Below are 22,561 nucleotides of genomic sequence, written 5' to 3' on the forward strand. Positions count from 1 at the left end.
TATTCCTGTGTCACCGGTAAAACCGGCCCAGGCGTTCTATCGACGACAACAAACTGCACCGCAGAGGAAATTTGGCAACCGGTATCTGGCGGGCTTATTATCGACTTAGGCTCATTGTCTGGTTCATCTCAAACATACAGTTCAAGGCCCTCATAGGGCTGCTTCCTGAGCGTAGCCAGCCGGGTCTGGAGATCTCCGGCGTGAAGCTCCAGTTTGTGCCCATCCGGATCAAGGAAGTACAGAGAGTCCCCTTCGCTCTTGTTCTCTTTCCAGATCGTCACATTGTGCGCGCGGATGGCCTTGGCGCTCTCGTTAAAGAACCCCTTCTCCACAGAAAAGGCAATATGGGTGTACTCAGGTTCAGCGCCACTACACTTGCTCGCATCCAGCGACAGGCAGATCCAGGCTTCACCAGCCAGCAGGTAAGCACCCCGCACCCATTTCGCCACCGGTTTCAGGCCAACCACGTTGGTATAGAAATCAAATGACCGTTCAAGATCACTGACAGCCAATGTTATATGATTGATGCCGTTAACCATTCCGCCTCCTGATTCTGGCGTCGAAAAATGCCGGAGTGAAGTAACTAACAGGATAGGCTGGCTAAGCGCCTTCATCGATTCTTACCATATACACTGCGTCTTCCCCATAGGCAGAGAGGCCTCTCCGCAGCGCCTCATCAACTTGCACAGCCTCGAAGCCATGACGTTGCCAATACGATGATGCCCCCTGGATAGCGACAAGGAATATGCGTTTATATCCCCGCTCTCTTGCGGTATCCAGCACAGCTTTCAGCAATTGATTCGCGGCACCCGCCCTCCGGGCCGATGGGCTCACTGCCAAATCATGGATACAGACACTGTCAGCTTGTAAGGGAACAGAATACTCAACGCCATCCAGGTCCAGCATTTCGCCGAACATCCACGGCAAAGCGACGACATAGCCAACCGGAAGTTCTCTCTGTACTGCCATGAAACAGAAATCCGGACACGCAGTCAGTTTTGCGGAAAACGAATCCATCGACTCGAGGATGTCCTGGCTGTAGCACTCCCTCTGTATACGAGCCACATCCGGGAGGTCAGGCTGTGACAATTTTCTGATACTCATGCGGGCATGCATCCCTGCCTATTCGGGTATGGCGTCTGTCTATGGCCCCTATCGTGGACTCATATTTTTATGCGAATAGTTTCCAACCTAGACATAGGCCTCATGCAAGTCAATGAACTCCGCCCAAGTGACCGGTTTTGCCACGAGGGTAGACATTGGTATGTGAGTTGGCGTGGGAATCGGATGCTTCAAGGAAAAAGACTAGCACCCTGCCACCAGAATCCATTCCACTGGCAGGGTGCGTGCTTGGGGATTATTGGTCGCATACCCCTGGCGGTCGTTCCCTCAACCAGCCAGGGGCAACAACGGCCGCTTACGGGGCTGTGGGGGGCGTCGGGAAATCGAACTCCGGAAACGCATCATCCAGGCCGGTTTCCACCGCCGGGGTCAGGTCGATACGCAGGTAGATATCGTTCTCCCCGGTGTAGGCGGGCCATTCCTGGCGATCGATGGCGGGGTCGCCGTCCTTCGCGAAGGAGGCCCACAGGTCCAGGGAAAGCTGGCTGACCATGGCGTATTCCTCCGGATCGATGCCCGGGCTGTCGGTGGTGGCGAACTTCTGTGGTGTCGGGTCCGGGTGGCCGGTCAGACCCAGCAGGTAGTGGGCCACGAAGCTGCCCGGATAGTCGAACATGTAGACCAGCTCGACACCGTGGTAGGCGGAGGTGCCGAAGTTACGCCAGCCCGCCGGTACATGGTCGAATACGTAGGTGTAGACGTCGGACTCGTTGTACTCGGCCATCCACGGCATGTACCACTTCAGGCCTTCCACCAGCGGCGGCAGATCACCGGTGTTGGCACCGGCCATTATGGACACGTCATGGTGCTTGCCGGCCTCGAAGGCATCGCGGATGCCCATGGTCTGGTACCAGCCGTCGATGTTCGGGCGTGCGGCAAAGCCGGCCTCGGCGGAGGCTTCCACAATGTCCGGCCAGGGGATATCGCGCATGGCGGCCAGCACGTCGGGCTCATCCGCGACACCCAGGGCTTCCGCCAGGTTGATACCCTGTTGTTCCTGAGCTTCCAGCGGGTTTTCCACCGGAATAGTCTGGTCACTTGGCGCCGCCATACCACTCTGGACAATGGCCTTGTGGAACAGGCCGTCCGCCAGCGGCGAATGCAGCAGGGACAGGGTCTTGCCGCCACCGCCGGATTCACCAAAGATGGTGACGTTGTCCGGGTCACCCCCGAAACGGTCGATGTTCTCCTGCACCCACTCCAGGGCGGCCACCAGGTCAAGCTGCCCATAGTTGCCGGAGGCGCCATTTTCCGATTCCTCGGTCAGGGCCGGGTGCGCCATGTAGCCGAAGGGGCCGAGGCGGTGGTTGACGGTAACCACAATGGCGCCCTTGCCAGGCAGTGATGTGTTGTTGAACCCTCTGGTGTTGCCGGTGAGAATAGCGAAGCCACCACCATGGAACCAGACCATGACCGGCAGCGGTTCATCGCCGGCGTCCTTGGGTACGGTAACATTGAGGTAGAGACTGTCCTCACTCATGCCGCCTTCGCCGAAGGCTTCGTTGGTGGGGTCCTGGGCGGACTGGTCGGACCAGGCGATGGCTTCACGCACGCCCCACCAGCCATCGTGATCCACCGGGGGCTTCCAACGTAGTTCCTCCAAGGGTGCCTTGGCGTAGGGAATACCGTAGAACCCCCAGGCCTTGTCGTCGGGCGTGGTAAAACCGCGCAGCACGCCGAGGCTGGTAGGCACGATCTTGCGATCACTCTGGGCCCGGGCCACCAGCTCCACGGCGCTCTCGGCGTTCATCAGGCGTCGGGGTCGTGGGTCGGTGTCATCAAAGACCTCTTCGCCAGCAGCGTTAAGTTCCGCCATCAGGTCGGTCACCGCTTCGCTCCGGGCGAACTCCGCCGGCGACTGGTCAAAGGTCAGCATGTCCGTGTACTCGTCGACAATCCGGGAAGCTTCCCGGGACACGTCGATGCCATTGTTCAGGTCGCCATCCTGGTCCAGGGTCTGGATCAGGGCGGCGAGGTTGGTGGCCTTGTCGGTGAATTCCCCGGCGTCCGGGAAATGGTTCCATGCCGAGAGGTTACGAACCTTGTGCAGGCGGGCCAGCCGGATCCTGTCCAGTGCGTCCTTTACCTTTTCCAGGCGCTCGCCGTGATTCCGGGACGTACGTTCATGGGCCCGGTCCGAGGCCTGATCGGGCAGGGCATGGGCCAGTGTGCTGACACCACCAAATGCCAGGCCCGTGGCGACACAGGTGGCAATGGTGGTTAATCGAATCTGTTTACAAAGCCGTGTCTTCTGGGGGATCGACATGAATCTCTCCGGTTTGTTGTTAAGGGTAGGGAAAGATGCCGGAACCGACGGCTGAACAGTCCCGGACATAAGCAGGTCGTCACTGCTCAGGGGGTATTAGCTGCCACAGCCCTGGGTGTTGACGAACATCATCGGCAGGGTCAGGTGCAGCATCCGACGGAAGCTGTCCATATCGTGTTCACCCTCGAACTCCTCACGAAGGTTGGCCACGCCGTAGTCATTGAGAATCTCAATGGTTGCCTCGGTGTTGCTGTAGGCAATGTCGTCGTAACCCGCGCCCATGACGATCGGAGCGTTCAACAGGCTGTTGGTTTCCGGATCATCCAGAACCGATTCAAACTCACGCTCGAAGGCGCTGCGGGATGTGGAGAACCAGCCGGAGCCATAGATGAACACATGGCTGAACAGGTCCAGGTTACCGAGGCCCACGTTGAAGGCCACGAAACCGCCCTGGGACAGGCCGGCAATGGCACGATTGTCACGATCGGTGCGGACGTTGTAGTTGGACTCCACGTAAGGCATCAGGGTGTCCTTGAACAGGTCCACACAGCCACCGCTGGTGCCTGGGGTAACCGGGCTGCCAGAGGCACAACCACTGGTGTCCGGCATGACCACCACCATCGGGTCGATGCGGCCCTCGGCAATGGCGTTATCCAGGATCAGGTCGGCGCTGCCGCCCCAGTCCTCTTCACGGCTGGTCCAGTTGGAATCGTCCTGCCCGGCGCCATGGCTAAGGTAAAGCACCGGAAAACCCTCGGGATTGGATTCGCTGTAGCCCGGCGGGGTGTAGATATGGACACGGTCACCGCCGAAGGTGCCGCCGATATTGACGACTTCCACCTCACCATTGGGTACGCCCGGACGGTCACGGTAGTACTCGGTGGCACCCTGTGGCAGCATTGCCGGGGTTTCGGTGGGGCAGGATGCCGGCGCATCATCCGGGTCCCAGCCGGAGCCCCCTCCAATACCACCACCCCCACCAATCGCCAGGGCGGAGCCCGTCATGGTTAGTCCACATACAATTGCGAGTGATCTCAGGCCGTTGCGTTGCATTGTTTTAACCCTCCAATGGTCGTGTTAAGTGTTGCGACGGAACCGGAATGAGGGTTCCGCTGCTACGGCCCGACGAGTTATAGCGCTGCCCCCGGGGAAGTTCAAAATGTCCGGGAGTTCATCCAGACGCCGGATATAGCGAGCGCTCGACCGGATATCGAACCAGGCTTTTCAGCCTGAACGGAATGCCAATCCGTAGAAACAGATTCGAGTATCCATTGAAGGGCTCAGACGTAACTATTGATTACCAAAGGCGGAATGAATGCTCACTTTTAATCAGGAAAAATACCCTGACTACTGTCCATGTATGGAAAACTGGAATAAAAACGAAATCGGAATACCCGGTGATCATCCAAAATGGTTAACTCCGCGTAATGATCCAGTATCGGATTTGCAGTTGATGATAATTTGAGCACCCATCCCACTTTTTGAATCTGTGAGGGCAGTCACCGGGCGATTACCTGGTTTGCCGTGCGCCACCCGGCGCCTGACTGCCGGGTTCTTTTTCCCTTCGAAAGATGGCACCCGTCACTGTTATCCGTACACAGTGGCGGGTATTATTCGCCCCATAAGTGATCACAAAACCACCAGCTCGGATCCGTCCATGCCCAAAGGTCCCAAACTCTCGCCGGAGGCCAGGCTAAAGGCCATTATCGATGCTACTCGCGCCGGCACCTGGGAATGGAATCTCGACACCGGTGCCGTCATCGTTAACGACCGCTGGGCCAACATGCTCGGTTACGAACCCGCCGAGCTTCAACCCATGACTTACGAGCTCTGGCAGTCCCTGACACACCCGGAAGATGCTGATAATGCGAAGGCCCGGATGGGGGACTACCTGCGGGGGGAGACGCCCTATTTCGACTGTGTGATTCGCCTCCGTCACCGGGATGGCCACTGGCGGTGGATCCATAGCCGGGGCCGACGCCTGGAGGATGACAAGCTCCAGGCCAACTGGGTCTGCGGCACCCACCTGGATATTTCCGAGGAACGGGAGACCCAGCATCGCCTGCAACGCCTGGCGGAATCCCTGCCCGGGGTGATCTACACCTTTGTGATGGACACCGACGGCCAGTTCCGTTTCACCTATGTGAGCAGGAAAAGTATCGATTTCTATGGAATCCCTGCGGAAGAGACACTGACAAACCCTTCCACGCTGTTCGATATCATCGTTCGGGACGATATCCAGCAGGTCCTCGATTCCACGGTCGAGTCAGCAGAAAACCTCACCGAATGGCGCTGCCAGTACCGGATCGAGGTCAACGGCGAAATCCGCTGGATGGAGGGCGTGGCCCAGCCGGAGAGGGACGAGCTGGGCCGTATTGTCTGGCACGGCATGGCCATGGATATTACCGAGCGCAAACAGCTGGAGCTTGAGCTGGAACGCCTGTCCATCACCGACGAGCTCACCGGCCTCCACAACCGGCGTCACATGCTGCGGACCCTGGAGGAACAGATCGCCCGCGCGAATCGCTATGGCGACGTTTTCTCCCTGATCTCGCTGGATCTCGACCATTTCAAGCAGATCAACGATTCCTGGGGCCACCTGGTGGGTGACCAGGTACTGCAACGGTTCGCCGGTGTCCTGCGAAGCCGGGTCCGCCGGACCGACGTAGTGGCACGTACCGGGGGTGAGGAGTTCCTGGTCCTGCTGCCCAGTACCGACACCGCCTCGGCCCACCGTGTTGCCGAAGACCTGCGAAAGGCCACGGAGCAGGAAGCCTTCGACAATGGCGAGGGCCAGTCCTTTACCGTGACCCTGAGTGGTGGTGTGGTGACCTGGCACGAAGGCCTGTCCTCTATCCGGGATCTGTTGTCCCGATGCGACCAGGCGCTGTACGCTGCCAAACGCCAGGGGCGGAATCGCATCGTGGTACCAGACCCGGAATGACCGTCGGGAGGCAGGCTCCCTCTCCCGGGGCCGAAACCCGGTCAGATGCCCACGAACCGCCGACAGGAGTCATCCCATCGCCAGCAAACACCGCCGGGCCCTGATCCTGGCCCGGGACTTTATCCTGCCCTACCGCAAGGCCGTTGCCGGTGCCATGACCGCATTGGTGATCACCGCCGGCATCACCCTGTCACTGGGCCAGGGGCTGCGCATCCTGGTGGACCAGGGCCTGGCCACCCAGTCGCCGACCATGCTGGCGCAATCCATCGGCCTGTTCTTCGTGCTGGTGATGGCACTGGCGGTGGGCTCCTTTGCCCGGTTCTATCTGGTCTCCTGGATCGGCGAGCGGGTGGTGGCGGACATCCGCAAGCAGGTGTTCAGCCACCTGATCGACCTGCATCCAGGGTTCTACGAGAAGAACCGCAGCCTGGAGATCCAATCCCGGTTCACGGCGGATACCACCGTATTGCAATCGGTGATCGGCTCCACCGTCTCCATCGCCCTGCGTAACCTGCTGATGCTGATCGGCGGGGTCGTCCTGCTGTTCATCACCAACCCCAAGCTGGCGAGCGTGATCATCTTCGGCTTTCCGGTGGTGCTGATTCCCATCCTGTTCTACGGTCGCCGGGTGCGGAACCTGTCCCGCCTGAGTCAGGACCGGGTCGCCGACGTTGGAAGCTATGTGGGCGAAAATCTCACCCAGATCAAGACCGTTCAGGCCTTTAACCACCAGCCGGTGGATCGGGAGCACTTTTCCACGGTGGCAGAGAACGCCTTCCTGATCGCCAGGGACCGTATCCGCCAGCGGGCCTGGCTGATGACCCTGGCCATCACCTTGGTGATGGGGGCGGTGGGCATCGTGCTGTGGATTGGCGGCCTGGATGTGATTGCCGGGCGAACAAGCCCCGGGGAACTGGCCGCCTTCGTGTTCTACAGCCTGCTGGTAGGCGTATCCGCCGGGGCCATCAGCGAGGTGATCGGTGAACTGCAGCGGGCCGCCGGGGCTGCTGCCCGCATCTTCGAACTGCTGCAGAGTGACAATGAGATCGACCCGGCGCCTTCAGATGCCGTATCAATGCCCCAGCCGGTCCGGGGCAACATCGAGTTCCGCCAGGTCAGCTTTGCCTATCCCACCCGGCCGGAGGTGGAGGCTATCCGGGAGTTGTCCGTGTCCATCACCGCCGGCGAGACTGTCGCCCTGGTAGGCCCCTCCGGGGCCGGCAAGTCCACCCTGTTCGACCTGTTGCTGCGGTTCTACGACCCACAACAGGGTCAGATCCTGATCGACGGCGTCGACAGCCGGCAGGTCAGCCCCTCCGACCTGCGCCACTGCTTTGCCCTGGTGCCCCAGACCCCGGCCCTGTTCCACGGCACCATTGCCGACAATATCCGCTACGCCCGCCCCGATGCCAGCCTGGACACGGTGATCCGGGCCGCCCGCACGGCCTACGCCCACGACTTTATCCAGGCCCTTCCGGAGGGCTACGACACCCGCCTGGGGGATACCGGCCTGGGCCTGTCCGGTGGACAGCGTCAGCGCCTCGCCATCGCCCGGGCGCTACTGGCGGACGCCCCCATCCTGCTGCTGGACGAAGCCACCAGCGCCCTGGATGCGGAAAGCGAACAACTGGTGCAGCAGGCCATGCCGGGGCTGATGGCGGGCCGGACCACCCTGGTGATCGCCCACCGGCTGGCCACGGTCCGGCATGCCGACCGTATCCTGGTCATGGACCAGGGGCGCCTGCTGGATGCCGGCCACCATGACGAGCTGATCCACCGCAACGACCTGTATGCCCGCCTCTCGGCACTGCAATTCCGAGGCTCCGGGGAAGATGATGCAGGTCATTGATTTTTCCCGTTCATTATTTGCGCAATTGCCAACCCACTGTTAGCTTTTCAGTAGGGGCTTCCCCCCGAATCACCACCGGTTTTCTCAACGGCAGCACCACACTGCCAGGGAGAGCGCATGGCTGACACGGTTACGGATCTGCTGGCCCGGTACTGGGCCACTGCTTTCTTTATTGTCGCCACACTGGGCCTGTGTGCCTTTATGGTCGGCGCCTCCAGCCTGCTGGGCGGGCGCAGCCAGGGTGTCAGCAAGTCGCTCCCGTTCGAATCCGGCATTGTCGGCACCGGCGATGCCCGCCAGCGCTTTTCCGTCAAGTTCTACCTGGTCGCGATGCTGTTCGTGATCTTTGATATCGAAGCCGTATTCCTGTTTGCCTGGGCCATTGTCATCCGCGAGGTGGGGTGGACCGGCTTCTGGGGCGCGGCGGTGTTCATTCTGATCCTGCTGGCCGGCCTGCTCTATGACAGCCGTACCGGTGCCCTCGACTGGGCGCCGGAGTCATCCAGCGGCAGGCCCCATCGTCCGGCAGGCTGATCCAAGCTATCTGGCAGGAACGCTGTGCTGCACGCCAGCGTTCATGGAGGCGAAGCATGTCCTACACACTGACCCGGGCGGAACCGGTGCCGGAGGGCGACAGCCGCTATCCGGTCCGCAGGCAGGAACCCACGGAAGACCCGGTCAAGAGCCAGCTTGAGCGCAATGTGTTCACCGGCAAGCTCAGCGAGGTGCTTAACAATGCCGTCAACTGGGGCCGCAAGAACTCCCTGTGGCCCTACAACTTCGGGTTGTCCTGCTGCTATGTGGAGATGACCACCGCCTTCACCGCGCCCCACGACATTGCCCGCTTCGGCTCCGAGGTGATCCGGGCCTCGCCCCGGCAGGCGGATTTCATGGTCATCGCCGGTACCTGCTTCATCAAGATGGCGCCGGTGATCCAGCAGCTCTATGACCAGATGCTGGAACCCAAGTGGGTGATCTCCATGGGGTCCTGCGCCAACTCCGGCGGTATGTACGACATCTACTCGGTGGTTCAGGGGGTGGACAAGTTCCTGCCGGTGGACGTCTACGTACCCGGCTGCCCGCCCCGGCCCGAGGCCTTCCTGCAGGGGCTGCAACTGCTGCAGGACTCGATCCAGGAGGAGCGCCGGCCGCTGTCCTGGGTGGTAGGGGACCAGGGCGTCTACCGGGCGGAGATGCCGTCCCAGCGGGAGAAGTGGCGGGATCAGCGGATCCAGGCCACCGAACTGCGAACACCGGACAAACTCTGACGAGCTGGAAAACCATGAGCACAGGCACCGTCGACAACCCACAGGCTGACACCGGAAACGGCCACCTGCTGGACCAGTTCCGGGAGGATTTGCTGTACGTGCAGCCCACTCTCACCGGCATGCCGGTATTCTGGGTGCGTCGGGAAAGCCTTGTGGACATCCTGACTCACCTCAAGGAACAGCCGGCACCGTTCAGTATGCTGTACGACCTGTCGGCGGTGGATGAACGCCTGCGCAACCACCGGGATGGCCTGCCGGAGGCGGACTACACGGTGTTCTACCACCTGCTGTCGGTGGAGCGGAACGAGGACCTGATCCTCAAGGTGGCGCTGTCCGAGTATGACCTGCGGGTGCCCACCGCCAGCCGGGTGTTCGCCAACGCCAACTGGTACGAGCGGGAAATCATGGACATGTTCGGCGTCGCCGTGGCGGGGCACCCGCACCCGGAACGTATCCTCATGCCGCCCACCTGGCAGGGACACCCGTTGCGCAAGGACTACCACGCCCGGGCCACGGAATTTGACCCCTACACCCTCACTGTAAAAGGCCAGCAGACCGAGCAGGAGGCCATGCGGTTCGAGCCGGAGGCCTGGGGCATGCAGCGGGAGCGGGACGGCGCCGAGTTCATGTTCCTCAACCTGGGGCCTAACCATCCCTCCGCCCATGGCGCCTTCCGCATCGTGCTGCAACTGGACGGCGAGGAAATCGTCGACTGCGTACCGGACATCGGCTACCACCACCGGGGCGCCGAGAAGATGGCCGAGCGCCAGTCCTGGCACAGCTTCATTCCCTACACCGACCGCATCGACTACACCGGCGGCGTCATGAACAACCTGCCCTACGTGCTGGCGGCGGAAAAGCTGGCGGGTATCGACGTGCCGGACCGGGTCAAGGTGATCCGGGTGATGATGGCCGAGATGTTCCGCATCACCAGCCACCTGCTGTTCCTGGGCACCTACCTGCAGGACCTGGGGGCCATGTCGCCGGTGTTCTTCACCTTCAGCGACCGGCAACGGGGCTACAAGGTGATCGAGGGTATTACCGGCTTTCGCATGCATCCGGCCTGGTACCGCATCGGTGGGGTCGCCCAGGACCTGCCCCAGGGCTGGGAAAAGCTGGTGCAGGAATTCCTGGACTGGATGCCCGCCCGCCTGCGGGAATACGAGAAGGCGATGATGGAGAACGCCATCGTGCGGGAACGCACCCGCCATGTGGCCGCCTTCGACACCGCCGAGGCCCTGGAGTGGGGTGTTACCGGCCCCAACCTGCGGGCCACCGGCTGCGACTTCGACCTGCGTAAGGCACGGCCCTATTCCGGCTACGAGCTGTTTGATTTCGAAATACCCCTGGGCCACAACGGCGATGTCTTCGACCGGGGCCAGTTGCGCATCGACGAGATGCGCCAGAGCCTGCGCATCATCCAGCAATGCGTGAATAACATGCCGGCGGGCGACTACAAGGCGGATCACCCGCTGACCACACCGCCACCCCGGGAACGCATGCTGCAGCACATCGAGACCCTGATCACCCATTTCCTGCAGGTGTCCTGGGGACCGGTACTCAAGCCCAACGAATCCCTGCAGATGATCGAGGCCACCAAGGGCATCAACAGTTACTACCTGACCAGCGACGGCAACACCATGAGTTACCGCACCCGCATCCGTACCCCGAGTTTTCCGCACCTGCAGCAGATACCGGCGGTGATGAAGGGTGGTTTCGTACCGGACCTGATTGCCCACCTGGGCAGCATTGATTTCGTGATGGCAGACGTGGACCGCTGATGATGGCAACGACACCACAGACAACCGGACTGATCGGCAGCGACGGCTTCGAACTGCACCCGGCGGACGAGACCGCCATCCTGGAGGAAATGGCCCACTACGAGCAGCCCCAGGCCGCCTGCATCGAAGCGCTGAAGATCGTCCAGCGCCGCCATGGCTGGGTTCCGGACGAGGCCATCCCCGCCATTGCCCGGACGCTGGGCATAGGGCCCGCGGCCGTGGAAGGCGTGGCCACCTTCTACAGCCTGATCTTCCGTCAGCCGGTGGGCCGCCACGTGGTGCTGGTGTGTGATAGCAGCTCCTGCTTCCTGACCGGCTTTGACGAACTGAAGCAGGCACTGGTGGACCAGTTGGGAGTCGACTACGGCCAGACCACCGATGACAGCCGCTTCACCCTGCTGCCGGTGTGTTGCCTGGGGGCCTGCGACGGCGCCCCGGCGCTGATGATCGACGATGACACCTTTGGACCTGTCCGCCCGGAGGATCTGCCGGGCCTGCTGGAGGGGTACCCATGAGCAACTCCATCACCAGCCAGCGCGATTCGGTCCACTACCGCAGCCGGCTGTTGCAGCCGGAGGCCGACCGTAGCGCCGACACCCATCCGCTCACCTGGCGTCTGCGGGACGACGGCGAGGCGGTCTGGCTTGATGAGTACCTGCAGAAGGACGGCTACCAGTCGGTGCGCAAGGCCCTGGCTGACGGTGACCCCCAGGCCATTATCGCCACCATGAAGGAGGCCAATGTGCGCGGCCGTGGCGGCGCTGGTTTTTCCGCCGGACTCAAGTGGAGCCTGACCCTGCAGGGCGGCGATAGGCCCCGGGGCTACCTGATCTGCAACGCCGACGAGATGGAGCCGGGTACCTTCAAGGACCGGCTGCTGATGGAACAGCAGCCCCACCTGCTGATCGAGGGCATGATCCTCGGCGCCTACGCCAACAACAGCCGCTATGGCTACATCTTTCTGCGGGGGGAATACGTGGAATCGGCCCGGGTGCTGAACCGGGCCCTGGACGAGGCCCGGGAGGCCGGTTGGCTGGGGGACGCCATTAACGGCAGCGGCTTTGATTTCGACATTGCGGTGCACACCGGTGCCGGGCGCTACATCTGCGGCGAGGAAACCGCCCTGATCAACTCCCTGGAGGGCAAGCGGGCCAACCCCCGGGCCAAGCCGCCGTTTCCCGGCCAGTCCGGGGCCTGGGGCAAGCCTTCAGTGGTGAACAACGTGGAAACCCTGTGCAACGTGCCAGCGGTGATCCTCAACGGCGCTGGCTGGTACCAGGGCCTGTCCGGCGATCGCACCGACGACGGCGGCAGCAAGCTCTACGGGGTCTCCGGCCCGGTGGAGCGGCCTGGCCTGTGGGAGCTGCCCATGGGCACCACCGGCGGTGAGATCCTCGACCGGGCCGGGGGGCTACGGGATAACCGCCAGCTCAAGGCCTGGCTGCCCGGCGGCGCCAGTACCGGCTTTCTGCTGCCGGAACACCTGGAGTTGCCACTGGACTTCGACACCGTGGGCAAGGAGGGCAGCCGCCTGGGCACCGGTCTGCTGACGGTGGTACCGGAGGACATGAGCATGGTGGCGCTGATGCGCAACCTGGAGGAATTCTTCGCCCGGGAATCCTGCGGCTGGTGTACGCCCTGCCGCGACGGCCTGCCCTGGACCGTGAAACTGCTGCGGTCCCTGGAACGGGGGCAGGGGGAAACCGGCGATATCGAACTGCTGGACAAACTGGCGGCGGACTGCGGTCCGGGGCTGACCTTCTGCGCCCATGCCCCCGGCGCTGCCATGCCGCTACAGACGGCACTGAAGCACTTCCGCCACGAATTCGAGGCGGGCGTGAGCAAGCCCACAGGCAAGGCCCACGAAGATCCGATTCCGGTGGGTCAGGTATAGCAGGCAGACGTATGAGCTTCCCCAAGACGACGCAACGGGACTGAACCATGGCCATCATTCATGTGGACGGACAGCAGCACGAAGTGAACGGGGCACACAACCTGCTCCAGGCCTGCCTGTCCCTGGGCCTCGACATTCCCTATTTCTGCTGGCACCCGGCCATGGGCAGCGTGGGCGCCTGTCGCCAGTGCGCGGTTAAACAGTACAAGGATGCGGACGATGACAAGGGCACGATCGTGATGTCCTGCATGGCTCCGGCATCGGACCGGACCCGCATCTCCATCGACGATGAGGAAGCAAAGGCCTTCCGCGCCAGCGTGGTGGAGTGGCTGATGATCAACCACCCCCACGACTGTCCGGTGTGCGAGGAGGGCGGCCACTGCCACCTGCAGGACATGACGGTGATGACCGGCCACGACCGTCGCCGTTATCGCTTCCGCAAGCGCACCCGCCGCAACCAGTACCTGGGACCGTTCATCGCCCACGAGATGAACCGCTGTATCACCTGTTATCGCTGTGTGCGCTTCTACAACGACTACGCCGGCGGCACCGACCTGGGCGCCTTCGGGGCCAAGGACAACGTCTACTTCGGGCGCTACGAGGAAGGCACCCTGGAGAGTTCCTTTTCCGGCAACCTCACCGAGGTGTGCCCCACCGGCGTGTTCACCGACCAGAGTCATTCCGAGCAGTACACCCGCAAGTGGGACCTCCAGTTCGCCCCCGGCATCTGCCACCAGTGTTCGGTGGGCTGCAACATCAGCCCCGGGGAACGCTACGGCAGCATCCGCCGCATCGAGAACCGCTACCACGGCGAAGTGAACGGTTACTTCCTCTGCGACCGGGGCCGCTTCGGCTATGGCTATGTAAACCGGGAGGACCGCCCAACGGTGCCGGAGTGGCGGGATTCACCGGAGAGCGACCCGGTGCCACTGGGTGTTGAGGATGCCCTGGCCCGGATCACCGATGCCCTGCGCCATGCCCGTCGCGTCATCGGTATCGGCTCGCCCCGGGCCAGCCTGGAGAGCAATCACCAGTTGCAGAAGCTGGTCGGCATGGACAATTACGCCACCGGCATCGAGGCCCGGGAGCAGGCCTGCCTGGAGCGGATGGCGGAATTGCAGCGCAGCACCGGCCTGGCCACGCCCAGCCCCCGGGAGATCGAGGACCATGACGCCATCCTGGTACTGGGGGAAGACCCGGTGCAGAGCGCCGGCCGCCTGGGCCTCAATATCCGTCAGGCGGGCCTGGCCCGTCGCAAAGCCCTGGGCGAGACCATCGGCGTACCGGCCTGGAACGCCGAGGCCCTCAAAACCCTGGCCCAGGACCGCTACCACCCGCTGTTTATCGCCTGGCCCGCAGCCACGGACCTGGATGACGTCGCCGAAGCTCGCCATCCCCTGGCCCCGGACGATATCGCCAGGCTCGGTTTTGCGGTGGCCCACCACATTGATCCCGCCGCCCCGGCAGTGGATGACCTGTCTTCAGACCTTGCCGAGGCTGCCCAACGCATCGCCGATGCCCTGATGGCGGCAGAGCGGCCGCTGGTGGTCAGTGGTGGCTCACTGCTGTCGGAAGCCGTGCTGGACGCCGCTGGCAATATCGCCCGGGCCCTGGCCCGCCGGGCCAAGCGGGGTGGACTGACACTGATCCGGCGGGAAGCCAACAGCACCGGCTTGTCCCTGATGGGCGGTCATTCCCTGGACTGGGCCCTGGACGAACTGGACCAGGGCCGTGCCGACGCCCTGGTGGTACTGGAGAACGACCTCTACCAGAGACTGCCCGCCGCCCGGGTAGACGCGGCCCTGGCCCGGGCGGACATCATTGTGGCACTGGACCACCAGCACACGGCCACCACCGCGAAAGCCAGGTTCACCCTGTCCGCCGCCAGCTTTGCCGAGTCTGACGGTACCCTGGTGAACCTGGAAGGTCGCGCCCAGCGTTTCTTCCAGGTGTACGACCCGACCTATCTGCGGCCCGAGACCCGCATCCACGAGAGCTGGCGCTGGCTGCATGTATTAACGGTGAATCTGTGGGGCCAGAAGACCAGCGATATCACCCTGGATACGGTGATCGGCTCCTGCGTGTCCGACCACCCCGTGCTGGCCGGTATGGTCGATGCCGCCCCCAGTGCCAACTATCGCATCGACGGCCTGCGCCTGGCCCGGGAACCCCACCGCTACAGTGGCCGCACCGCCATGCGCGCCAACCTGAACGTGAGCGAACCCCGGCCCCTGCAGGACCCGGACACCGCCTTCGCCTTCTCCATGGAGGGCTACAGTGGCTACCAGGAAGCCCGCCAGCAGGTACCCTTCGCCTGGGCCCCGGGCTGGAACTCGCCCCAGGCCTGGAACAAGTTTACCGATGAGGTGGGGGGTCACCTGCGCGGCGGCGATCCCGGCGCCCGGCTGATCCCGCGGGTGCCCGGGCCACACCACTACAGCCAGCCATCACCATCCGCCGACACCATCGACGGCCTGCGGGCCCTGATCCTGCCCCGGCTGTTTGGCGGCGAGGAAACCTCCTCAATGGCCACACCCATCCAGCAAAGGACAGAGGCCCCCTGGCTCACCCTGAGCCATGAGGATGCCCTACGCCTGGGCCTGCATACCGGGGACATCGTCAGCCTGGGTGGGGAAAGGGCAATGCCCGTACGCGAACAGGACGACTGGCCCACCGGCTGGGTGGGGCTGCCCGCCGCCCTGATACCCGGGCTGTTGCAGGGCGAAACCGTCACCCTGCAAAAGGCATCGGGAGGTGAGCCATGAGCTGGTGGACACCACAACTGGCCGCCATCGTCTGGGCCATGTTCCAGGCCCTGGTGATCCTGCTGGGCGCGGTATTGCTCGGCGCCGCCCTGACCGTGGTGGAGCGCCGCCTGCTGGGCCTGTGGCAGGACCGTTACGGCCCCAACCGGGTCGGGCCCTTCGGCACGATGCAACTGATTGCCGACATGCTGAAGATCTTCTTCAAGGAAGACTGGATTCCCCCGTTCGCGGACCGGCCCCTGTTCGTGCTGGCACCGATCATCGCCTTTGCCTCGCTGTTGCTGTCTTTTGTGGTCATTCCCATTACCCCGGGCTGGGGCGTGGCGGATATGCACATCGGGCTGCTGTTCTTCCTGGCCATGGCGGGCATCAACGTTTACGCCGTGCTGCTCGGCGGCTGGGCCAGCGGCAACAAGTACGCGCTACTGGGGGCCATGCGGGCCTCGGCCCAGACCCTGTCCTACGAGGTGTTCATGGGGCTGTCGCTGATGGGGGTGGTGGCCCTGGCCGGCTCCTTCAATCTGCGGGATATCGTCAATGCCCAGGAAGGCTTCTGGTTCATCATTCCCCAGTTCTTCGGCTTCGCCACCTTCCTGGTCGCCGGTATCGCCGTTACCCACCGCCACCCCTTCGACCAGCCGGAGGCGGAGCAGGAGCTGGCGGACGGCTACCACATCGAATACTCCGGCATGAAGTTCGGCATGTTCTTCATCGGCGAATATGTCGGCATGGTGCTGGTATCCGCGCTGATCGTGACGCTGTTCTTCGGCGGCTGGCACGGACCATGGCTGCCACCGATCCTGTGGTTCGCCCTCAAGACCGGCTTCTTCCTGATGCTGTTCATTCTGCTGCGGGCGTCACTGCCGCGGCCCCGGTACGACCGGGTGATGAGCTTTGGCTGGAAGGTGTGCCTGCCGCTGACACTGATCAACTTACTGGCCACGGGAGCGGTGATGCTCCTGGTGGATTCCTAGGGAGGGCTTATGGAAAGGACTAAAGTCCCGGTCATCAGAACGGTGCTCTGGCTGGTGCCGGCTACCTGGTCCCAGCTGCGCACCCTGGGCATGGTGTTCATGCACAGCTTCCGCAAGCGGGAGACGGTGAACTACCCGGAGGAGGAGGTCTACCTGCCGCCCCGCTACCGGGGCCGCATTGTGCTGACCCGTGACCCGGACGGCGAGGAACGCTGCGTGGCCTGCAATCTGTGTGCAGTGGCCTGCCCGGTGGACTGCATCTCCCTGCAGAAGGGCGAAATGGACGACGGCCGCTGGTACCCGGAGTGGTTCCGCATCAACTTCTCCCGCTGCATCTTCTGCGGCATGTGCGAGGAAGCCTGCCCCACCTCCGCCATCCAGCTGACGCCGGATTTCGAGATGGGCGAGTACGACCGCCAGCAACTGGTGTACGAGAAGGAAGACCTGCTGATCAACGGCCCCGGCAAGGATCACGACTACCACTTCTACAAGGTGGCGGGCATGGCCATCGGCGGCAAGGACAAGGGCGAGGCAAGCAACGAGGAGACACCGGAAGATGTGCGGACACTGCTGCCCTGAACGGATGGAGAGCAACTGATGGAACTCGCGTTCTACCTCAGCGGCCTGGTGGCGGTATTTGCCACCGTTGGCGTGATCACCGGCACCAGCCCGGTGCACGCGGTGGTGTACCTGATTGTCTCGCTCATTGCAGTGGCGCTGGTGTTCTTCGCCCTGGGCGCGCCCTTTGCGGGGGCCCTGGAGATCATCGTGTACGCCGGGGCCATCATGGTGCTGTTCGTGTTCGTGGTGATGATGCTCAACCTGAAACCGGACGCGGACCGGGACCAGACCTTCCTGCACCCCCGCTACTGGGTAGGCCCGTCGCTGCTGGCCATGCTCCTGCTGGGGGCCGTGGTATCGCTGCTGGCCCAGGGCAGTGTGGGTCAGACCATCGACGGTGACCTGCTGACCGCCAGATCGGTGGCCCTGACCCTGTTCGGCCCCTGGCTGGTGGTGGTGGAACTGGCCGCCATCCTGCTGCTGGCGGCGCTCGTCACCGCGTCCCACGTGGGCCGGCGATCGAACCCCCTGCGCAATCGTGGAGGTTCCCAATGAATGGCGTCCCCATGGAACACGGCCTGATCCTGGCCGCCATCCTGTTCAGCCTGGGGCTGCTGGGGCTGATCCTTCGGCGCAACATGCTGTTCGTGCTGATGAGCCTGGAGGTGATGCTCAACGCCGCCGCATTGGCCTTTATCGTCGGCGCCACCGCCTGGAACCAGCCGGACGGGCAGGCCATGTTCCTGCTGGTGATCACCCTGGCGGCGGCGGAGGCCAGCGTGGGGCTGGCGTTGATGATCCAGCTTTACCAGCGATTCCGTTCCCTTAACCTCGATGCAGCCAGCAGGATGCGTGGATGATGGCATTGGCGGTCGTACTTTCGTTCCTTTTACCCCTGGCGGGCACCCTGATACTGGCCTTTTCCGCCGGTCGCCTGGGCCCACGGACCAGTTCAGTCATCGGCGTGGGCAGTGTCGGGCTGGCGGCGCTGGCCACCGCGTGGACGGTCATATCCCACGCCGGTGGCAGCGAAGGCGTTACCCTGTGGACCTGGATCGCCGTCGGCAACTTCCAGCCCACCATCGGCCTGGCGGTGGACGGCCTGGCCTTGGTGATGATGTCAGTGATCACCGGCGTCGGCTTCCTGATCCACCTGTTCGCCGCCTGGTACATGACCGGGGAAGAAGGCATCACCCGCTTCTACGCCTGGATGAACCTGTTCGTGTTCAGCATGATGCTGCTGGTACTCGGCGACAACCTGCTGTTGCTGTTCCTGGGCTGGGAAGGCGTCGGCCTGTGCAGCTACGGGCTTATCGGCTACTACTACCAGGGCAGCGCCAATGGCCGGGCCGCCTTCAAGGCCTTTGTGGTGACCCGCATCGGCGATGTGTTCCTGGCCCTGGGGCTGTTCCTGATCTTTATGGAGCTGGACACCCTGGACATCCAGACGGTGCTGGCCCGGGCCCCGGAACTGTGGACGTCGGGTAGCGATGTCGCCAACCTGGCCGCGCTACTGGTGCTCGGCGGCGCCCTCGGCAAATCCGCCCAGGTGCCACTGCACACCTGGCTGCCGGACGCCATGGCCGGCCCCACCCCGGTGTCCGCCCTGATCCACGCCGCCACCATGGTCACCGCCGGGGTCTACCTGATCGCCCGCCTGAATGGGCTATTCCTGCTGGCCCCGGACGTCCTGTTGCTGGTAGGCGTAATCGGCGCCGTCTCCTTGCTGCTGGCGGCCTTCGCGGCCCTGGCCCAGACGGATATCAAGCGGGTGCTGGCCTATTCCACCATGAGCCAGATTGGCTACATGTTCCTTGCCCTGGGGGTAGGCGCCTTTGACGCCGCCATCTTCCACCTGGTCACCCACGCCTTCTTCAAGGCCCTGCTGTTCCTGTCCGCCGGGGCGGTGATCATCAGCTGCCACCACGAGCAGGATATGGACAAACTCGGCGGCCTGTGGCGCAAGCTGCCGGTGGCCTATGGCGGCTTTATCGTGGGCGGTGCGGCGCTGGTGGCGCTGCCATTGGTGAGCGCCGGCTTCTTCTCCAAGGACGAGATCCTGTGGCAGGCCATGGCGGCGGACCAGACCGGCCTGCTGATCGTCGGCCTGCTGGGGGCGGTGCTCACCGGCATCTACACGGTGCGGCTGATCCTGGGTACCTTCCATGGCGAGCCGGGCAGCGACCACGCCCGCCATCCCGAACCGGGCACCAACCCGGTCACCCATCACCTGCCGCTGGTGGTGCTGGCGATCCTGTCTACGTTTATTGGCGCCTGGATCTATCCGGGGCTGGGGGACCTGTTCCCAGCAGCCCCCGGTGAATCCGTTCACACCGGCCATACCCTGCTGCAGGTGCTTGCCATGGGGGCCGCCATCGCCGGCCTGTTGATCGCGGCCTGGCTGTTCCTGTGGCAACGGGACTGGCTGGCGGACAAGGCCCGCCATGGCATTGGCGCCCGCCTGTGGACCCTGTGGCACAACGCCTGGGGCTTCGACGCTGTGTTCGAAGGGCTGTTGGTACGGCCCTGGCAATGGACCGTGAAAATACTGCGGGTGGATCTGGTCAACCTGGTGATGAACCTGCCGGCGGTGCTGGCGAAGGCCTTCAACGCCGGACTGGTGCGCAGCCAGAACGGCCGGGTTCGCAGCTACGCCCTGGTGATGGTGTTCGGGGCCACGGTGATTCTGCTGACCCTGGCCCTGCTGCCGGGAGGTGTCGCATGATCCTGGTGTGGCTGATCCTGATCCCGTTTATCGGCGGCCTGCTGTGCTGGCAGGCAGAGCACTGGGGCGAGAAGGCGCCACGGTGGATTGCCCTGGTCACCATGCTGTTTGTGCTGGTGATCAGCCTGTGGCTCTGGGTGACCGGCGATTTCACCATGCCGGGCGAGGGCAGTCGCCACTGGATACTGGAATGGCGGGCGCCGTGGATACCCCGCTTCGGCATCGAAATCCACCTGGCCATGGACGGGCTGTCGCTCATCCTGGTCGCGCTGACCGGCTTCCTCGGGGCGCTGGCGGTGCTGTGCTCCTGGCACGAGATCGCCCGCCGGGTGGGGTTCTTCCACCTGAACCTGCTGTTTATCCTCGGTGGCGTGGTGGGCGTGTTCCTGGCCCTGGACCTGTTCCTGTTCTTCCTGTTCTGGGAAATGATGCTGGTGCCCATGTACTTCCTGATCGCCCTGTGGGGCCATAGTGGCTCCCAGGGGCAGACCCGCATCCGTGCCGCCACCCGCTTCTTCATCTACACCCAGGCCAGCGGCCTGCTGATGCTGGTGTCGATCATTGCCCTGGTGTTCGTGCACTATTCGAATACCGGGGAGCTGTCCTTCAGTTACGACACGCTGCGGGGCACCGATATCCCCGAAGCCCTGGCGCCCTGGCTGATGCTGGGGTTCTTTATCGCCTTCGCGGTGAAACTGCCGGTGGTGCCCTTCCATGGCTGGCTGCCGGACGCCCACGCCCAGGCGCCAACAGCGGGCAGCGTCGACCTGGCGGGCATCCTGCTGAAGACTGCCGCCTACGGCATCCTGCGCTTTGCACTGCCGCTGTTCCCGGAAGAATCCCAGGCCTTCGCGCCAGTGGCCATGACCCTGGGGCTGGTGGGCATCATCTACGGTGCGGTGCTGGCCTGCGGGCAGCAGGACATCAAGCGGCTGATTGCCTACACCAGTATCTCCCATATGGGCTTTGTGCTGATTGCCCTGTACTCCGGCTCGGAACTGGCCATCCAGGGGGCGATCATCCTGATGGTGGCCCATGCCTTTTCCAGCGCGGGGCTGTTTATCCTCAGCGGGCAACTGTACGAGCGCATCCACACCCGCGACATGCGCATCATGGGCGGGCTGTGGGGCCGGATTCCGGTGCTGCCCGGCTTTACCCTGTGCTTTGTGGCCGCCTCCCTGGGCATGCCCGCCACCGCCAACTTCGTGGGTGAGTTCATGGTGCTGTTCGGCACCTTCCCCAGTGCGCCGGTGGTGGTGGTCATTGCCAGTATCGGCCTGGTGCTGGCGGCGATCTACTCCCTGCTGCTGATGCAGCGGGTGCACTACGGCCAGGAATACCGCCACGGCCCCCTGGCCGGGCCGGACCTGCGGGAATACGGCATGATGCTGGCGTTGCTGGTGCTGACCCTGTTCGTGGGGCTCTATCCGCAGCCGATCCTGGACATCACCAGTCCCATCGCCGGGCCGGCCGCTGAGTTGTTCCAGCAGGCCCCCACTGAACTGGCCGATCGAGCAGGGGAGGTGAACTGATGCTGACCCTGGAGAATCTGGTCGCCCTGCTGCCACTGATCGTGGTCGGCACCACCGCCGTAGTGGTGATGCTGGGCGTAGCCTGGCAACGGCACCATGGCATCACAGCGCTGCTGTCCGCCGCCGGTCTGATTCTGGCCCTGGCCTGCCTGCCCGTGGCGTCCGGCGCCCTGTCGTCGCCACCTCTGATGGTCATGGACGGCCTGGCGATCATGGGCAGTGTGCTGGTACTGCTGTGCGCGCTGGTCACCGTGGCCCTGAGCCACCACTACCTGACCGGCTACATCGGCCCCCGGGAAGAGTTCTACCTGTTGCTGCTGTGCGCGGTGACCGGCGCCCTGGGGCTGGTGGCCAGCAACCACCTGGCGAGCCTGTTCATCAGCCTGGAGCTGCTGTCCATGCCCCTGTACGGCATGCTGGCCTACAGCTTCCGGGCGGAACGGTCCCTGGAGGCGGGCATCAAGTACCTGATCCTGTCCGCCGCCGCCACCGCCTTCCTGCTGTTCGGCATGGCACTGATCTACGCCCGCACTGGTCGACTGGACCTGGCAGGCCTGGCCGCCGGACTCGCCACCAGCCCGGACACCTGGACCCTGGCCGGCGCCGTGCTGATGCTGGTGGGCCTGGGCTTCAAACTGTCCATCGTGCCTTTCCATCTATGGACCCCGGATGTGTACCAGGGCGGCCCGGCCCCGGCCACTATCTTCCTGGCCACGGTAAGCAAGCTGGCGGTATTTATCCTGCTGGTGCGACTGGTGATGACCGCGCCCATCTTCGAAAGTGAGTGGTTACACACCCTGATCACCCTTCTGGCACTGATTACCATGCTCGGCGGTAACCTGCTGGCGCTGTTCCAGCCCAACCTGAAACGTCTGCTGGG

Annotated in this window: 19 protein-coding genes; 15 read left to right on the top strand and 4 right to left on the bottom strand. The window is 63.4% G+C overall.

The features are described from left to right. Positions 1-128: 128 nt before the first annotated feature. The 4 genes from fos to ACJO3T_RS16530 all read right to left on the bottom strand — a co-directional run bounded on the left by fos (position 129) and on the right by ACJO3T_RS16530 (position 4,393). A complete protein-coding gene (gene fos, locus ACJO3T_RS16515; RefSeq protein ID WP_406962560.1) occupies positions 129-539 on the bottom strand; it encodes a fosfomycin resistance glutathione transferase in 411 nt (136 codons plus the stop codon). A gap of 61 nt (positions 540-600) precedes the next feature. Continuing rightward, entirely contained in the window at positions 601-1,116 is a 516-nt protein-coding gene (locus ACJO3T_RS16520) for a GNAT family N-acetyltransferase (RefSeq protein ID WP_406979179.1), read from the bottom strand. A gap of 301 nt (positions 1,117-1,417) precedes the next feature. Next, the gene (locus tag ACJO3T_RS16525; protein ID WP_406979180.1) at positions 1,418-3,388 is read right to left on the bottom strand and encodes a carboxylesterase/lipase family protein; all 1,971 of its coding nucleotides are present in this window, start codon (positions 3,386-3,388) and stop codon (positions 1,418-1,420) included. A gap of 96 nt (positions 3,389-3,484) precedes the next feature. After that, positions 3,485-4,393, bottom strand: a complete 909-nt coding sequence (locus tag ACJO3T_RS16530) for an alpha/beta hydrolase (RefSeq protein ID WP_406979181.1) — start codon at positions 4,391-4,393, stop codon at positions 3,485-3,487. A gap of 652 nt (positions 4,394-5,045) precedes the next feature. Between ACJO3T_RS16530 and ACJO3T_RS16535 the strand changes: the two genes are divergently transcribed. From ACJO3T_RS16535 to ACJO3T_RS16605, 15 genes are all read left to right on the top strand, one after another. Beyond that, positions 5,046-6,332, top strand: coding sequence for a sensor domain-containing diguanylate cyclase (locus tag ACJO3T_RS16535; RefSeq protein ID WP_406962552.1), 1,287 nt, complete (start codon positions 5,046-5,048; stop codon positions 6,330-6,332). A 100-nt stretch (positions 6,333-6,432) separates the two neighbouring features. Beyond that, positions 6,433-8,181 (top strand): ABC transporter transmembrane domain-containing protein, encoded by a 1,749-nt coding sequence (locus ACJO3T_RS16540; protein WP_406979196.1) that lies wholly within the window; start codon positions 6,433-6,435, stop codon positions 8,179-8,181. Positions 8,182-8,298: 117 nt separating this feature from the next. Continuing rightward, positions 8,299-8,715 carry an NADH-quinone oxidoreductase subunit A gene (gene ndhC / locus ACJO3T_RS16545; RefSeq protein ID WP_406979182.1) on the top strand — a complete coding sequence of 139 codons (417 nt, stop codon included), beginning with the start codon at positions 8,299-8,301 and terminating at the stop codon, positions 8,713-8,715. 56 nt (positions 8,716-8,771) lie between these two features. After that, positions 8,772-9,449 (top strand): NuoB/complex I 20 kDa subunit family protein, encoded by a 678-nt coding sequence (locus ACJO3T_RS16550; RefSeq protein WP_406962548.1) that lies wholly within the window; start codon positions 8,772-8,774, stop codon positions 9,447-9,449. A gap of 14 nt (positions 9,450-9,463) precedes the next feature. Continuing rightward, positions 9,464-11,230 (top strand): NADH-quinone oxidoreductase subunit C/D, encoded by a 1,767-nt coding sequence (nuoC, locus tag ACJO3T_RS16555; RefSeq protein WP_406979184.1) that lies wholly within the window; start codon positions 9,464-9,466, stop codon positions 11,228-11,230. Next, positions 11,230-11,745, top strand: a complete 516-nt coding sequence (nuoE, locus tag ACJO3T_RS16560) for an NADH-quinone oxidoreductase subunit NuoE (protein ID WP_406962544.1) — start codon at positions 11,230-11,232, stop codon at positions 11,743-11,745. The genes nuoC and nuoE overlap by 1 nt, the downstream gene beginning before the upstream one ends. Then, complete coding sequence (gene nuoF / locus ACJO3T_RS16565) at positions 11,742-13,124, top strand: NADH-quinone oxidoreductase subunit NuoF (protein WP_406979185.1); 1,383 nt, start codon at positions 11,742-11,744, stop codon at positions 13,122-13,124. The genes nuoE and nuoF overlap by 4 nt, the downstream gene beginning before the upstream one ends. 47 nt (positions 13,125-13,171) lie before the next feature. Further along, complete coding sequence (gene nuoG / locus ACJO3T_RS16570) at positions 13,172-15,889, top strand: NADH-quinone oxidoreductase subunit NuoG (protein WP_406979186.1); 2,718 nt, start codon at positions 13,172-13,174, stop codon at positions 15,887-15,889. Beyond that, the gene (gene nuoH / locus ACJO3T_RS16575; protein WP_406962538.1) at positions 15,886-16,863 is read left to right on the top strand and encodes an NADH-quinone oxidoreductase subunit NuoH; all 978 of its coding nucleotides are present in this window, start codon (positions 15,886-15,888) and stop codon (positions 16,861-16,863) included. The genes nuoG and nuoH overlap by 4 nt, the downstream gene beginning before the upstream one ends. A 9-nt stretch (positions 16,864-16,872) precedes the next feature. Further along, the gene (nuoI, locus tag ACJO3T_RS16580) at positions 16,873-17,442 is read left to right on the top strand and encodes an NADH-quinone oxidoreductase subunit NuoI (protein WP_406962536.1); all 570 of its coding nucleotides are present in this window, start codon (positions 16,873-16,875) and stop codon (positions 17,440-17,442) included. Between the two features lie 18 nt (positions 17,443-17,460). Then, a complete protein-coding gene (gene nuoJ, locus ACJO3T_RS16585; protein ID WP_406979187.1) occupies positions 17,461-17,979 on the top strand; it encodes an NADH-quinone oxidoreductase subunit J in 519 nt (172 codons plus the stop codon). Beyond that, positions 17,976-18,284 carry an NADH-quinone oxidoreductase subunit NuoK gene (nuoK, locus tag ACJO3T_RS16590; protein WP_406979189.1) on the top strand — a complete coding sequence of 103 codons (309 nt, stop codon included), beginning with the start codon at positions 17,976-17,978 and terminating at the stop codon, positions 18,282-18,284. The genes nuoJ and nuoK overlap by 4 nt, the downstream gene beginning before the upstream one ends. Beyond that, the gene (gene nuoL / locus ACJO3T_RS16595; protein WP_406979191.1) at positions 18,281-20,149 is read left to right on the top strand and encodes an NADH-quinone oxidoreductase subunit L; all 1,869 of its coding nucleotides are present in this window, start codon (positions 18,281-18,283) and stop codon (positions 20,147-20,149) included. Before nuoK ends, nuoL begins: the two co-directional genes overlap by 4 nt. Continuing rightward, positions 20,146-21,681 carry an NADH-quinone oxidoreductase subunit M gene (gene nuoM, locus ACJO3T_RS16600; protein WP_406979193.1) on the top strand — a complete coding sequence of 512 codons (1,536 nt, stop codon included), beginning with the start codon at positions 20,146-20,148 and terminating at the stop codon, positions 21,679-21,681. Before nuoL ends, nuoM begins: the two co-directional genes overlap by 4 nt. Beyond that, the coding region (locus ACJO3T_RS16605; RefSeq protein ID WP_406979194.1) for an NADH-quinone oxidoreductase subunit N at positions 21,681-22,561 on the top strand (881 nt) is incomplete at its 3' end. The genes nuoM and ACJO3T_RS16605, both read left to right, overlap by 1 nt.

It is taken from the genome of Marinobacter shunpengi, from assembly GCF_045449715.1.
GTDB lineage: Bacteria > Pseudomonadota > Gammaproteobacteria > Pseudomonadales > Oleiphilaceae > Marinobacter.

Bases quoted from the DNA above. Each gene is read 5' to 3' on its own strand.
- fos (WP_406962560.1), bottom strand. From the start codon at position 539: ATGGTTAACGGCATCAATCATATAACATTGGCTGTCAGTGATCTTGAA.
- ACJO3T_RS16520 (WP_406979179.1), bottom strand. From the start codon at position 1,116: ATGCATGCCCGCATGAGTATCAGAAAATTGTCACAGCCTGACCTCCCG.
- ACJO3T_RS16525 (WP_406979180.1), bottom strand. From the start codon at position 3,388: ATGTCGATCCCCCAGAAGACACGGCTTTGTAAACAGATTCGATTAACC.
- ACJO3T_RS16530 (WP_406979181.1), bottom strand. From the start codon at position 4,393: ATGACGGGCTCCGCCCTGGCGATTGGTGGGGGTGGTGGTATTGGAGGG.
- ACJO3T_RS16535 (WP_406962552.1), top strand. From the start codon at position 5,046: ATGCCCAAAGGTCCCAAACTCTCGCCGGAGGCCAGGCTAAAGGCCATT.
- ndhC (WP_406979182.1), top strand. From the start codon at position 8,299: ATGGCTGACACGGTTACGGATCTGCTGGCCCGGTACTGGGCCACTGCT.
- ACJO3T_RS16550 (WP_406962548.1), top strand. From the start codon at position 8,772: ATGTCCTACACACTGACCCGGGCGGAACCGGTGCCGGAGGGCGACAGC.
- nuoC (WP_406979184.1), top strand. From the start codon at position 9,464: ATGAGCACAGGCACCGTCGACAACCCACAGGCTGACACCGGAAACGGC.
- nuoE (WP_406962544.1), top strand. From the start codon at position 11,230: ATGATGGCAACGACACCACAGACAACCGGACTGATCGGCAGCGACGGC.
- nuoF (WP_406979185.1), top strand. From the start codon at position 11,742: ATGAGCAACTCCATCACCAGCCAGCGCGATTCGGTCCACTACCGCAGC.
- nuoG (WP_406979186.1), top strand. From the start codon at position 13,172: ATGGCCATCATTCATGTGGACGGACAGCAGCACGAAGTGAACGGGGCA.
- nuoH (WP_406962538.1), top strand. From the start codon at position 15,886: ATGAGCTGGTGGACACCACAACTGGCCGCCATCGTCTGGGCCATGTTC.
- nuoI (WP_406962536.1), top strand. From the start codon at position 16,873: ATGGAAAGGACTAAAGTCCCGGTCATCAGAACGGTGCTCTGGCTGGTG.
- nuoJ (WP_406979187.1), top strand. From the start codon at position 17,461: ATGGAACTCGCGTTCTACCTCAGCGGCCTGGTGGCGGTATTTGCCACC.
- nuoK (WP_406979189.1), top strand. From the start codon at position 17,976: ATGAATGGCGTCCCCATGGAACACGGCCTGATCCTGGCCGCCATCCTG.
- nuoL (WP_406979191.1), top strand. From the start codon at position 18,281: ATGATGGCATTGGCGGTCGTACTTTCGTTCCTTTTACCCCTGGCGGGC.
- nuoM (WP_406979193.1), top strand. From the start codon at position 20,146: ATGATCCTGGTGTGGCTGATCCTGATCCCGTTTATCGGCGGCCTGCTG.